At 39.2% G+C, this 13,388-nt stretch carries 10 protein-coding genes and 2 tRNA genes; 6 read left to right on the top strand and 6 right to left on the bottom strand.

Annotation, left to right across the window (positions count from 1 at the left end; all coding sequences use genetic code 11):
* Nucleotides 1–3: 3 nt before the first annotated feature.
* From F959_RS02190 to F959_RS02180, 3 genes are all read left to right on the top strand, one after another.
* A tRNA-Asp gene (locus F959_RS02190) sits at nt 4–80 on the top strand.
* A 133-nt stretch (nt 81–213) separates the two neighbouring features.
* Nucleotides 214–289 (top strand) — tRNA-Val (locus F959_RS02185).
* Between the two features lie 90 nt (nt 290–379).
* On the top strand, nt 380–850 hold the full coding sequence (locus F959_RS02180; protein WP_004877150.1) for a DUF2750 domain-containing protein: 471 nt from the start codon (nt 380–382) through the stop codon (nt 848–850).
* 30 nt (nt 851–880) lie between these two features.
* Here the strand turns inward: F959_RS02180 and F959_RS02175 are convergent, their stop codons facing one another.
* The 5 genes from F959_RS02175 to yccS all read right to left on the bottom strand — a co-directional run bounded on the left by F959_RS02175 (nt 881) and on the right by yccS (nt 8,061).
* A complete protein-coding gene (locus F959_RS02175) occupies nt 881–1,666 on the bottom strand; it encodes a YdcF family protein (RefSeq protein WP_004877147.1) in 786 nt (261 codons plus the stop codon).
* A gap of 117 nt (nt 1,667–1,783) precedes the next feature.
* Nucleotides 1,784–4,327 (bottom strand): PepSY domain-containing protein, encoded by a 2,544-nt coding sequence (locus F959_RS02170; protein ID WP_004877146.1) that lies wholly within the window; start codon nt 4,325–4,327, stop codon nt 1,784–1,786.
* 176 nt (nt 4,328–4,503) lie between these two features.
* Complete coding sequence (locus tag F959_RS02165; RefSeq protein ID WP_004877143.1) at nt 4,504–5,085, bottom strand: suppressor of fused domain protein; 582 nt, start codon at nt 5,083–5,085, stop codon at nt 4,504–4,506.
* Nucleotides 5,086–5,222: 137 nt separating this feature from the next.
* Nucleotides 5,223–5,807: a YcxB family protein gene (locus tag F959_RS02160; protein WP_004877141.1), complete on the bottom strand. Its 585-nt coding sequence runs from the start codon at nt 5,805–5,807 to the stop codon at nt 5,223–5,225.
* A gap of 79 nt (nt 5,808–5,886) precedes the next feature.
* The gene (gene yccS / locus F959_RS02155; RefSeq protein ID WP_004877138.1) at nt 5,887–8,061 is read right to left on the bottom strand and encodes a YccS family putative transporter; all 2,175 of its coding nucleotides are present in this window, start codon (nt 8,059–8,061) and stop codon (nt 5,887–5,889) included.
* A gap of 142 nt (nt 8,062–8,203) precedes the next feature.
* Here yccS and F959_RS02150 point away from each other — a divergent pair, with 142 nt between their 5' ends.
* Nucleotides 8,204–9,418, top strand: a complete 1,215-nt coding sequence (locus tag F959_RS02150) for a multidrug effflux MFS transporter (protein ID WP_004877137.1) — start codon at nt 8,204–8,206, stop codon at nt 9,416–9,418.
* 19 nt (nt 9,419–9,437) lie between these two features.
* Here F959_RS02150 and F959_RS02145 read toward each other — a convergent pair whose 3' ends face one another.
* Nucleotides 9,438–10,142, bottom strand: coding sequence for a nitroreductase (locus F959_RS02145; RefSeq protein ID WP_004877135.1), 705 nt, complete (start codon nt 10,140–10,142; stop codon nt 9,438–9,440).
* 423 nt (nt 10,143–10,565) lie between these two features.
* On the opposite strand from F959_RS02145, the gene F959_RS02140 reads away from it, so the two are divergent.
* Together F959_RS02140 and gltS are read left to right on the top strand one after the other, a co-directional pair.
* Nucleotides 10,566–11,909, top strand: coding sequence for a DcaP family trimeric outer membrane transporter (locus tag F959_RS02140; RefSeq protein WP_004877133.1), 1,344 nt, complete (start codon nt 10,566–10,568; stop codon nt 11,907–11,909).
* A gap of 182 nt (nt 11,910–12,091) precedes the next feature.
* Entirely contained in the window at nt 12,092–13,327 is a 1,236-nt protein-coding gene (gene gltS / locus F959_RS02135) for a sodium/glutamate symporter (protein WP_004877132.1), read from the top strand.
* Nucleotides 13,328–13,388 lie beyond the last annotated feature (61 nt).

Raw genomic sequence — 13,388 nt, 5'->3', positions numbered from 1 at the left:
AGTGCAGCGGTAGTTCAGTTGGTTAGAATACCGGCCTGTCACGCCGGGGGTCGCGGGTTCGAGCCCCGTCCGCTGCGCCATTTTCTTGATGCCTTTTCAGGAAAATATTAGTTTTAACAAGTATCTTGATTTCTGATACGAGATGCCATTAGGGATGTTAATAATTTTTCCTTTTGTGCTTAAATAAAGTTTCGCTTTGTTTATACTCGCTCAGGGCGCTTAGCTCAGTTGGTAGAGCGTCTGCCTTACAAGCAGAATGTCGGCGGTTCGATCCCGTCAGCGCCCACCATATCTTATCTTCAAAATCCCAATTCATTGTAATCATATCGAAATTATTCTATTATTTGCGTCAATAATGATTCTAATATTGAAGTAATTTATGAGAAATCCATATCAACGCAAGGCTGCGTCGAAATCTCAAACTACAATCACAAATACATCTCCAAAAGATGCTTATCGTCAGTTTATAGAAAATATTGTTATGCAACGCCAAGTGATTGCTTTGTATCACGATGGTTGGGCTTTGTGTGCGACACCTTCAGGTCAGCATGCCTTATCTATTTGGCAGAGTAAGGGATTAGCTAAATTATTGATGAAAGACAGTTGGGCGAATTATTCAATCCAAGAAATATCATTAATGAGTCTAATACAGAAGATGATTCCCTTTTTAAAAGAGAACAATACGATTTTATCTCTAGACTTAACACCAGAAGGCAATAACCTCCTTGTTGCCCCTGATGCATTTTTATTAGATATCAAAAATTTTTTATATCAAGTTTATTTACAACGCCCAGAAGTGTTCGCTGAGCTAAAATTACCTTTACCACGAGAAATTAGATTGCATAATTAAATGCAATCAATTTTAGGTGATAGGTGCGCATCAATATTCATTGAGTGCCCAACCACTGACATAAGCAAAATACTCTCTGAGCCAAGCGTTGTAGCGAGTTTCCAAAGGTGTTGTTGCCCCAAGCATTGTGATATTTGTATAACCTTGTTTCTTTGCAATTGCAGCTGCACGTAATGTGTGGAAGTCACTGGTGACGATCGCGATAGGTTGTTGAATCGTGATATTTCGTGCGTTTAGAAGCGGTTGGCTATTTTTTAAGTTCAGTTCGGTACTAGTGCTTTGTTTTTCTAAAATGATTTGTGATGCTGGGATGCGATAGTGTTGTTGAAGATATTGAGACATCGCTTTCGCTTCACTGATTGTCTCGCCAAAATCGACTCCACCTGAAACGACGACTTTCGCGTTTGGCTGGGCAAGGGCGATTGGAGCTGCTCGATCTAAGCGTTTTGCTAGTGTAGCTGAAGGTTGACCATTTTCAATTCCGCTACCTAAAACAATAATGGCTTTGACTGGTGCAATATTCTGAGCTTGCATATTGTTTTTAGACAGATAATTAAAAAAATAGCCTAAGCTAATTAACCAAATCCAAAAACATAACCACCCAAAACGCCAAACTGAATGCCAGCGGAAATGGTAAAAAAAGAAGCGTTCAATATGATAGTAAAATGCAGCATAAATACAAAAAAACAGTCCGAGTAGGAAGGGGAGAACCGTTCCAATATGAATTTTCTTCAATGCAATCAGAATTGCCCCATCCAAAAATAATACTGAACCAATGAGGGCTAAAAAAATACGAACCCAAGTACTTATTTGCATAATCTTAATCGTTGTCGATTTGAACGCTGCTAAGTTTATGCAAAATTATGAGAAAGGCAAATCGTAGAGTAAAAAAACGAGTGAAAGTTCACTCGTTTTTATAGGGCTTATAGTGAATTAATAGACATCTCGGCGATAGCGACCTGACTGGCGAAGTTGATCAACTGTTTCGTCACCTAAAATGTCAATCAGTGCTTGTTCGACACCTGATGCCATTCCTTCAATGCTGCCGCATACGTAGATAACAGCACCTTGATTGATCCATTTACTGAGTTCATCCGCATTTGTACGTAAAAGATCTTGTACATAAATTCGTTGTTCTTGGTCTCTTGAGAACGCTAAATCAACACGTTTTAATGTACCCATATTTTTCCAAGCATCAATGGTTTCTTTATAGAAGAAATCACATTCACGTTGGCGTTCACCAAAGATAAGCCAGTTTTCAACGTAGTTTTGACGATTACGCTGCTGTAATAGGCTCATCAGACCAGCAATGCCTGTTCCATTACCAATACAAATAATTGGTCGGTTGTCGTCAATTAAATGGAATGATTCATTGGTCCGAATACGTAAAGCCACTTTCTCTTTAAGCTGAGCGAATTCTGTAAGCCATCCAGAACCTAAGCCTAAGTGACCCTGAGTATCGCTTTTTTGGCGTACGACAAGACGAAGAACTTGCTGAGAAGGAATACTTGCAATCGAGTATTCACGCGTAGGAAGGCGAGGAAGTTGTTCAACCAAAGTTTCAAGATTGGTAAATGGTTTTATTTCAACGCGTAGATTCTTATCCCAAAGTGTTTCTTCAATCGTTTGATTCGATGATTTTACAAGTGTTTGAGCGGGAATCTGATGTTTTTCTAAGAAAGTCTGGATTTCCGTTCTAGCATTAGCAGGTTGAATTTCTGCAATATCACCAGCGTGCCAAGTGATATCGTAAGGTGCTGTTAATTCAATGTTACATGCGGGTTGTCCTAAACTATTTGGATTTAAAACAGAACGTTCGGTGAGTGTCCATTGATCAAATACTTTTTCGATGTTCATCGCATGAAGTTCATGCTGAGTCACGTCTGAGAGAGCTTGATTCCAGCGCTGGATGTCTGCAGCGTTAGCATTATCGACTTCAATTAATTCAAATAGTGATTGTGCATTGGATTGTTTTAACCATTGATCCACTGCATGACCAAAACTGCAATAGCTATCTGAATATTCTTTAGATCCAAGTGCTAAAACAGCGTATTGCATGTTGTTCAGATCTAATTTTTGTTGCATCAATTTTTTACTAAAGCTAGTTGCAAGATCTGGAGCTTCACCTGTTCCATAAGTACTGATCACAAATAGCATTTGTTCAGCTTGGAGCAAGTCTTGTTCTGTGAGCTGTTGAATCGGTTTTACTGTTGTTGGTTGTTGAGCTTCTTGCAGGCTAGTTGCTGTGCGCCATGCGAGTTGTTCAGCTACACCTGTTTGTGATGCATAAGTAATCAGCCAAGGCTTTGCATTTGGGTCAATTTGCTGTTTATTCATCGATTGGCGAGCGGCTTGGGTTAATTTTTTCTGCTTGCGACGTTTAAGATAAAGCATCCAACCTGTTACAAAGAACAGTGGCATTGCCAATGATGCGAGCATCGCAATAAATTGATAAGTTGAACCGAAGAAACTACCACGATGTACAGGTAGCATACTGCTCATAATTTTTTCATTAAGCTTTTTATCTTCATATAGTTCAAATTTCTCGAACTTATTGTCTTGGTAATTGTATACAGCTTGGTTACGTGCGCGTTCGTGCTGTGGAATTGCATCGACAAATGATAATTCGATTTTTGCATTATCATGTTTTGGAATGTTCAATGTAAGGCTTGAATATTCACGCCCGATTTGTGCATTTACGCCTGTCCAAGTTTGGGTCAGGATGCTATTCACCTGTTGTTGAGCCAATTCAGGTTGTTTATTTTTTCTATTCTTAGGTTCATTGTGTTGTTGATTGCGCTGTGGCTGCTCAACCCCCATGACTTTAAACATACCAGCTCGCCACCAGTCATAAGACCAATATAAGCCTGTACATGCAAATAACAGGTAAAAAATAATGACCCATGTTCCAACGACTGCATGTAAATCCCATATAAAGTTTCGTCCTTTTAATTTAGGTTTGATAAAAAACCATTGTTTAAAAGAATGCTTTTTAGGGAATCTTAAGTAAATTCCACTGAGTACAAAGAAAATCAGCATCAGTGTAGATGCACCTGTAATCTGTGCACCAAATTCACCAGCAGTTAAATTGCGATGGAGTCGTTGAATAAATTGTAAAGTATCTCGACCTCTGATTTCAGGCAGAACTTCTGCTGTGTATGGATTGACTATCATATTATAGCCACGACGCGCACCTTCTTTTTTAATGTTGACGATGGAGGAGGCTGTCGGATCAGAGGCGATGGTAATGCTATTAATTTCAATCTCTGGTTGCTGTTGATTGAAATGTTGATAAAGCTGAGCAGGGGTTAATTTAGGTGTAGTTGCAACTTCAACAACATAGCTGTCTTGATTGAGCCAGTTTAGAATTTGTTGATCGTATGAGTAAATTGCGCCAGTGACTCCCATAAGAGAGAGAATCAAACCTGCGGTAACCCCTAAAAACCAATGGATTTGGAAGAAGACTTTTTTAATCATGGTTGAAGAATGAAAAGATGGTTAAGTTCATGTAAAAAATTATAACTCAAGATTAAGAATATAATATGGATTTTGTAGGTAATATTGATTTTGATTCTCATTTATTTTAACTTTTTAATAATTATCAGACACAAATGCTTATACGTATATCATCTATGTGTTTTAAGGAGGCACTTTTAAAAGATAGAGGCTCTATTTATGTCAGCAACATCAATTTGATATTTTGCCAAAAGTTTTTCTAATTGCTCTGCTCCATGTTCTGCTGCATATCGATATTCTGCTTCAGAAATAGGCACTGCTAAAAGCCAAGCTACAGTTTTGGTTTCTAAATTCAACGTTTTTAACTGATCTTCCCAAAGAAATGGATCAGTAAAGAATAGATGTTGCATTGTCCGAGAGCAGTCATACATACTTAGAATATTAGGAAAAATTGAAGTAGGGTAGCAGGGCCACTGTGAATTTATGATACAAAAAGCAGCCGTGCTTAAAACATTCGCAAAACTCTCTGAATCACTTAAACAAATTCCAATGATTTCCACGCGTATATCAAGCTTATTCGAGCCAACCAAATTTGGAAAATCAGATAATCCTATTGTTGCGTAAGCTGTAAGTTCTGGACTCAAACAACCTGTACTAATAAAGATATCGATAAAGTTTTCTTTAGGTTCATCCCAGTATCTAAAAATACTTGGTGTACCATTGAATACATGAGTTAGAGTTTCAGCAATTTTTTTATTTTCAAGAAAATTCTGTTGCATAGTTATGTTATGAATATTAAAGCTTTAAATACTGATTGGAAGAATGCATGATTTATAAAATAATTAAAAGTACCTAGAGATTAATTTTAATGACATAAAAAAAACCTCTCATTTTGAGAGGTTTTTTTAATTAGAAGTTAAATTGACTTCGGTGCGCCTACAACTTCATTTAAATGTTTACGTACAGTATTGAAAGAGAAGTTCTTAGAATCCATGCGCTTTGGCAAGATATAAGCGCCTTGTTGTTCTTCGCCTTTAGGAGTTTTTACTTTAAAGTTCACCAAGATGAAATCTGGAGAGCTATACCACTCGTAAATATCTTTCCAGCCAATCGTTGCTGTACCTTCTTGTAGTCCAACTTTTTGACGCATTACGATGCCGTGTGGTTGTACGCCTAAACGAATACCTTTAATTTCCTGAACCGGAAATTCATTCATTTTGCGTTTTACATACCACTCGAGACCAAATCTTTTTACAAGATAGAAAAGGGCTACAGAGATGATTACGACCCAACAAATAACTGTTGAATAAGTCGAATAATATTTAATGAGTCCAGCACCGATTAAAGAGAGAGCAACAAGTGCAATCATGATCATCCATGTTTTGCGACTAAATTTGTTAGTACTACGCCAAATCATAAGTTGAGCTTGACGTTGTTCAACTTCAGAAACTTCGTAAGGAACAGGTTGTAGCGTATAAGCGTATAGCGTTTTGGCGGTCATAGTATAAAAAATGAGTTTAGAACTAGGTTAAGTTTAACACCAATTAGCATGCAAAGATATTATGCAAATGGCTGATAAGTTAGAGAGAAGCAAACTCAGTGCCATCCTCATTTGGCTCATGATGTAGACTTTGTTTAAGCATACTTAAACGAGGCAGAATACTGAGCATTAAAGAAAGTTGCTGCAAGATAATCAATGATTTTTGATCATTTTCGTCATTACGGCTTAGGCGCTGTCTGATTGTACTCAGCATATTTTGTGCTGATAAATCAGGCACTTCATCTCTTAAGAGAGCACCTTGAATATCATCGAGTGCTTGATCTAGTAAGGAAAGAACTTCCTGATCTTGAATTTGTTCACGATGTGCTCCGAGTGCTGCAACATAACTCAGGAATGTATGGCTCAGACATAGAAACTCAAAAGCCAAAGTCTTTTGTGTTGGGTCAATATTGGGTTCAGTGGCAAGTGTGGAAATTAAAGAGGCAACTTCGGCATCATTATTATGCGCAGCTCGCCTGACGACACGATAATTCAAGGCATTATTACGACCTTGGTGATACTGCATTACGACTTCGGCTAAATATTGGCATTGGGCTTGTAACGATCTTTGGATAGTACGTGGGAGACGACGGAATTTCCAATCGGGCCAGATAAAGCTGACACCAAACCATGCCAATGCACAGCCAATAACAGTATCGACGAATCGAGGTAAACCCGCAGCAAAAGCAGAACCATCAAGATTAAAATTGATCAGTGCCAGAATGGTAATAAAAGCAGTGGCCTGAGCATACTGTTTACTGCGTAGCTCGAAAAATAACACACCACTCAATACCAGCATGACTAATTGACCTTCGAGGGAAGGGATAAAATAAATTACAGCTAAACCAACGATGATGCCGATCAAAGTACCAATAATACGAAGATAGAGACGACGTTTGGTGGCGTTGAAGTTTGGTTGGCAGACAAATAGTGCCGTTAATAGAATCCAGTAACCATACGAAATATTTGTCAGTTGAATAAAGACATAGCCGATAAATAACACGATCGATAAACGAACCGCATGACGGAATAATACCGACTCTGGCGATAAGTGTTGTTTAATCCGAATAATGATGTCATTTACACCTTTGAGATCATCATCTTTGAGTTGGTTTTCAGCTTGTTGTGCATTGATTAACTGTAAGTTACGTTCGGTCTCAAGGTTTTGTAGTTGAGCATCAATTGATTTGAGGTTTTGATAAAGTGCAAATAATGCATTAATCCTGACCTGATCATAAAGATTATCTTTGCGGAGTTTTTCAAGTGACAGTCGTAAGTTTTCAAAGCTGTGCTTAAAGCGCTTGTTATGGGTATATCGTGTTCGATGTCGAATGCATTGAGCCAAGTCCTGACATGCTTTTCCTTGAATAGTTAAAATACGCTGGAAGCGGAACAAAATATCACTGTGCTGAAAGACTTTGGCAAGCTTTTGATAGTCAATGTGGGCAGAGTCAGCACGTTCATGAATATCTTGGGCAACAAAATAATATTGCAGACTACGACGCGTATCTTTCTGTCCTCTGTCACCCTTGAGCCGAGTAACTAATGCGACACGCAGATTATTAAAAAGGGAAATTAATTTTCCATTTTCCAAGGCCAAATCAATCATGCTTTGCTGGTAACTTGCAGGTGTCATATCGACATCAAACAAATTGGATTTTGCAAATAAAAAGCTACCCAAGGCATTGTATGAAGATGCAAGTTGATCCTGTAATTGTCGTACAGGAAACAGTAAAAAACTAATGGTTGAGATCAATCCATACCATGCCGCACCAATCACCAATAAGGCAGGTTGAAGATACCAATCTTCAAATAGATGAACACCTAGCATGGTATACACGGAAACGACTAAACACCCATAAGCAATGGTTGCATAACGTCTGCCGAGAGAACCTAATAAAATCCATCCAAGACAAGAGGCAATCAATCCAATTGCAAAAGCAACGGGATAAGGGAATAGCAGTTGAACAGAGGCAGCTGTGATGAAGAACCCAATATAAGTATAAATCAGGTTCATGATCCGTACTGAAAAGCGATCATCGATATCGCTAATACCTGCTGCGACGACACCAAGTGTAAGAGGAATGGTCGCCAATTGAAAATCAAGCAAATAGGGTACAAAGGCAGTACCTATAAAGGCGATTAACATCCGCACGTTATACATAAACGTGGTGTTATAGGTAAGCTGTTTAAATCGTCCGAACCAAGGATTCAAGTGCTGTCCTTTTTGTATTTGCAATTGATATATAGGAGGACTGGTAACGTTTTTAAAGTGTTAGCAGGCTTTTAATATTATGCACAAATTAGGACGAGAATGTTAAGCTAAGACGATCAATAAACTTGAAAAGTGCAGCATTATGAAGGTTGAGCAATCTAATTCACGACAGTATTCAACAGCTTGGATTATGTTGCTTGCACTTTTAACCGCTTTAGGCCCTTTATCAATTGATATGTATTTACCCGCATTGCCACAAATGGCAGATGAGTTTGGGGTAAGTACACAAATGATTGCCAATACTTTACCTGCATATTTCTTAGGGCTTGCGATTGGACAGTTAATTTATGGGCCAGTCAGTGACCGTATTGGACGCAAAACACCTTTATATTTTGGTTTAGCCCTTTATGTCGTTGCAAGTTTAGCTTGCGTTTTTGTGACCAATGAATGGGCGTTAATTGCAGCACGTATTTTTCAGGCACTGGGTGGTTGTGTCGGTGTGGTGATTGCTCGTGCAGCTATTCGTGATCGTTTGGATGTACAAGGATCAGCTCAGGCCTTTTCTAGCATGATGATTGTGATGGGGCTTGCACCTATTCTTGCACCGATGTTTGGTGCATGGATTTTAAGCTTTTTCCCATGGCAGGTGATTTTTGCTGCCTTAGCGATTATCGGTGTGATCTGCTGGTTCTGCGTGCATTTCTTTTTTAAAGAGTCGCTGCCCGCTGAGCGACGTTTAAAATTGTCTGCTTATCAGGTCACAACTTTATATGCAGCAATTCTGAAAGATGAAAGCTTTAGAGTGCCAATGTTTGCTGGTTGCTTAACGGGAGCTGCATTATTTTGCTATATCAGTTCAGCATCAGCTGTTTTCATGGGGCAATATCACTTATCTCAACAACATTTCTCTTATGCATTTGCACTCAATGCTGCTGGGATTATGTTGATGTCTTCATTAAATAAACATTTAAATACGCGGATGGGGATTTTTCCACGCTTACGCTTAGGCGGATCGATTCAATGTTTTGGTGCTTTAGTAGTGGTCAGTGCAGGATTAATGCATGACGCACCGTTATGGTTTTTGATGTCTGGTTTGTTTTTAGTGGTTTCAGGAATTGGTTTGACTGGCCCAAATGCGATGGCTTTGGCAATGTCGAAACAAGGTGCTCGAGCTGGAACTGCGAGTGCGATCATGGGCAGTATGCAATTTGCCTGTGGTTTGCTTGGTGGGGTGATTTTGAATTTTCTTATTTGGAAAGCATCGCTGAATATGGGCATCATGATGTTGCTTTTCACTAGTACTGGTTTATTTGCAATCTTTAAGGTTGGAAAACAGCAAAACAGTATCTCTGCTTAGAGATACTGTTAAAAGAGATTTAATCCATAAATACAGTGAAATCTTCGACAGGTAATCGAGGTGTAATGAAGGTGTTTACAATATGGTCGGGATCTGCATAACCTAAAGCAACAGCACATACTAATTCTTCATCATTAGGTGCATTCAGCACATCTAAAACGATTGGATGAAAATGGTTCCACGCCGCTTGTGGGCAAGTATCTAATCCACGAGCTTTTGCTGCAACCATGACATTTTGAATCATCATGGAAATATCCATTTTTGAACCAATCCCCATGGCTTTATTGACTGTGAAATAAAGTGCAACAGGCGCATCAAATAATTGGAAATTACGTAATTGCTGTGCCGCCATTTTCTCTTTTTCACCTTTTTGGATGTTCAGTAAGCCATAAAGGCCCCAGCCATTTTCACGGCGACGATCAATAAATGGCGAAATCCAAGTCTCAGGGTAGTAGGCAAAAGTTTCTTTATACTGATCAGCAAGTTCGGGCTTTTGATGTAGTTCAATTTGTGCTGCACATACACGATCAATCATCTCAGCACGTTTTTGACCTGTAACGACATAAACTTTCCAAGGTTGCGTGTTCGTTCCAGAAGGTGCTCGGCTTGAAACTGCCAAAATATCTTTAATCGTTTGAACGTCAACAGGCGTATCTAAAAATGCGCGTACAGAGTGACGTGAAGTAATGGCATCATCAACGTGGCGGACTTGTTCCGTGTTCATAAAAGCTCCTCATCTTTTCTGATCTTTCTCACTGCTTGAGACTATAAAGGAATTCATATTTTTTGCGGATGATTTTTTAGTCGTAGACTTGGGTTTGGGTGAAAAGTAAGCATTTGTACGCGATTCATACAGCATGAAAATAATTTTTTAGAGGGTGTTTTTGTTATGTGAAAAAGAAATATATTTATAACACAATGAAATAGAAATGATATTTACTTGGAAGTGCGAGACGTAGTACTTGCGACTCAAATAAAAAAATACACACAATATTCCAAATTTATGCATAATACGCCCTTTTTAAAAAATTGATTAGGCTTTCCTTACTGTTAGGGTGAGGGGAATTTTCTATGACAAGCATACAAAATTTACCCAATTTTATGCTTGTGGAAAATGTTGAAATATACACCAATACAGGAGCTTCTCATGAGTTTATCTCTCATCCGTAAGCCGTTCGTAATTCAGGGATTGGCGTTTACCGTTGCTGCCTTAATGATGAACAATGCTCAGGCCGCTAGTGAGCAAGAACAGATTCAACAACTTCGTGATGAAGTAAAAGAACTACGCGCTTTACTTGAACAATATGTTCCGCAATCAAAACAAAAAAATGATCTTCCTCAAGTTGCTGCAACACCAGCGACGACTGTTGTAAACGCACCAAATTCTCAAGCGGTTGCTGTTACTGAATCATCTCAGAAATCACAATTAGGCTTTAGAACTGCTTCGGGCGCACAAGTTCAGCTCTATGGATTCTTACGTGGCGATGCTTCTTATCAAGCCAAAGGTGGTGATGGCATTTTCAACCGTATCAACAAGGTTGATCTTGAAAATAATGAGAAAAATAGCGACCGATTCTACAGCACTGCGACAGTGACTCGTTTTGGCCTAGATTTCAAAGCACCTGTCCAAGGTGCAGACGTTGGTGGTAAATTAGAAGTTGATTTCCGTGGCGGTAGTAGCAATGACACGATTCGTATTCGTCATGCGTATCTCACATATAACGACTGGTTATTTGGTCAAACAACATCAACTTTCTTGGCAACAGACGTACAGCCAGAAATGCTTGATTTTAACTCACCTTTAGGGATTGGTACTTACCGTACGCCTATGGTTCGTTATAGTACTCAATTAAACCCTACAACAACTTATGCTGTTGCCTTAGAAAAAGGTAATGATGACAATCGAGCGCCTGCTTTGACGACGAAATTGAAATATGATTTTGCCGAAGGTAAGGGGACAACATCAGCGCGTGCGTTATTGACAGAAGCTCGCAGTAAAGCAAGTTTTGCTAACGATGATAAACAACTAAGTGCGAATGAATCTGCACTCGGTTGGGGCGTTGCAATTGGTGCAAAATATAAATTCACTGATTCATTACAGGCGATGATTGATTATTCGCATGTTAAAGGTGACAGCAAATTCTTGCTTTATACCAACAATGCTTTCAATGTAAATCCAAATAATTTTGATTTAAATTTGAATGAATTTGATGCAGTTACCGTTGGTACGACGTATCAGATTACGCCAAAAGTTCGTAGTACTTTGGCGTATGGCGCAATGTTTGCAAATGATAGTAATGACTTTGCTCAACAAGCTTTTGCAGATACAGCGCAAAACAAGACACTACAACAAGGTTGGTGGAATGTGATGTATTCACCTGTTTCACCTATTACGTTCGGTCTGGAATATGTCTATGGCGAACGTAAAACCTTTAATGGTCAAAAAGGTAAGGATAACCGTGTAGGAGCAATGGCTCGCTATAACTTCTAACCTATCCTGTAGGTGTAATCATCCGTGAAAACAAATCAGGTTAAATAAAGCTGAGTTCTTACAAAGAACTGTATGTTTTTTATTAAGCTGATTGAGTTTTCACTCATTTTGAGAGTTACTATTTCATTGGCTGTAGGATGGAAAAAACATCTGAAAAACGAATGAAATAAACGGAAGAAGATATGGAATTTACTTTCAATGGTTTTTATACCCTAATATCGGCGGTGATCGTCTTATTATTAGGGCGTTTTCTCGTTAATAAAATTGACTTCTTAAGACGTTACAACATCCCTGAGCCAGTAGCTGGTGGTTTGGTTGCAGCGGTAATTTCATTACTCGTGCACTCGATGTGGGGCTACAGTATTGTTTTCAGCAGTCAATTACAAACGAGTTTCATGCTAGTTTTCTTCGCTTCAATTGGTCTCAGTGCCAATTTCATGAAGCTAAAAGAGGGCGGGATCGGTTTAGTTTTATTCTTGATCTGTGTCGCTACATTCATCATCGTACAAGATGTTGTCGGGATGAGTCTTGCATCGTTGTTAGGTATTGATCCTCTGATTGGTTTGATTGCAGGTTCAATCACGTTGACAGGTGGTCACGGTACTGCGGGTGCTTGGGGCGAAATTCTTGAGACTCAGCATGGTATCCAAGGCGCTTTGGCATTGGGTATGGCGAGTGCGACATTTGGTTTGATTATCGGTGGTGTGATCGGTGGTCCTTTAGCGAAGTTATTGATCAATCGTTATGGACTTGCTCGTGAGCAAACACCAGCGCAAATCAAAGATCGTGATACGCATCTTGATAAGCATCCTGAAGAGCTTGCGCCATTTGAAAATCCACATCAAGTCCGTTTAATTACTGCTGATAATGCGATTACAACGCTCGGTATGTTTGCTGCATGTTTAGCATTTGCTGAATTTATGACAGGTTATAGTAAAGGAACATGGTTCGAGTTACCGACTTTCGTTTGGGCGCTTGGCGGCGGTGTTGTTTTACGTAACATCTTAGAAAGCCTATTGAAAGTAGATATTTTCGATCGTGCAATTGATGTATTTGGTAATGCGTCGTTATCACTTTATTTGGCAATGGCTTTGCTTTCATTGAAATTATGGCAATTGGCTGATTTGGCTGGCCCACTTGTTGTGATTCTTGGTGCGCAAACATTGACGATGGCACTTTATGCTGCGTTTGTGACGTTCCGTGTAATGGGTAAAAACTACGATGCAGCTGTCTTGGCAGCGGGTCACTGTGGTTTTGGTATGGGTGCAACACCAACAGCTGTTGCAAACATGCAGGCGATCACAAACATGTATGGCCCATCGCATAAAGCGTTCTTGATTGTTCCATTATGTGGTGCATTCTTCGTCGATCTAATCAATGCGACAGTGATTCAATTAATTTTGAAATTCTTTATCTAAGTCGGATCAAAAGCCCCATGCGGGGCTTTTTTGATTCATCCATTGTTATCGTATATGTACT

Source organism: Acinetobacter venetianus RAG-1 = CIP 110063 (genome assembly GCF_000368585.1).
GTDB lineage: Bacteria > Pseudomonadota > Gammaproteobacteria > Pseudomonadales > Moraxellaceae > Acinetobacter > Acinetobacter venetianus.
Note: the sequence above shows the minus strand (reverse complement) of the source record. Positions and strands in the feature narration are given on the sequence as shown.

What these genes read in the sequence shown, in the direction of transcription:
- F959_RS02180 (WP_004877150.1), top strand. Translation starts at nt 380, where the DNA reads ATGAGAAATCCATATCAACGCAAGGCTGCGTCGAAATCTCAAACTACA.
- F959_RS02175 (WP_004877147.1), bottom strand. Translation starts at nt 1,666, where the DNA reads ATGCAAATAAGTACTTGGGTTCGTATTTTTTTAGCCCTCATTGGTTCA.
- F959_RS02170 (WP_004877146.1), bottom strand. Translation starts at nt 4,327, where the DNA reads ATGATTAAAAAAGTCTTCTTCCAAATCCATTGGTTTTTAGGGGTTACC.
- F959_RS02165 (WP_004877143.1), bottom strand. Translation starts at nt 5,085, where the DNA reads ATGCAACAGAATTTTCTTGAAAATAAAAAAATTGCTGAAACTCTAACT.
- F959_RS02160 (WP_004877141.1), bottom strand. Translation starts at nt 5,807, where the DNA reads ATGACCGCCAAAACGCTATACGCTTATACGCTACAACCTGTTCCTTAC.
- F959_RS02150 (WP_004877137.1), top strand. Translation starts at nt 8,204, where the DNA reads ATGAAGGTTGAGCAATCTAATTCACGACAGTATTCAACAGCTTGGATT.
- F959_RS02145 (WP_004877135.1), bottom strand. Translation starts at nt 10,142, where the DNA reads ATGAACACGGAACAAGTCCGCCACGTTGATGATGCCATTACTTCACGT.
- F959_RS02140 (WP_004877133.1), top strand. Translation starts at nt 10,566, where the DNA reads ATGAGTTTATCTCTCATCCGTAAGCCGTTCGTAATTCAGGGATTGGCG.
- gltS (WP_004877132.1), top strand. Translation starts at nt 12,092, where the DNA reads ATGGAATTTACTTTCAATGGTTTTTATACCCTAATATCGGCGGTGATC.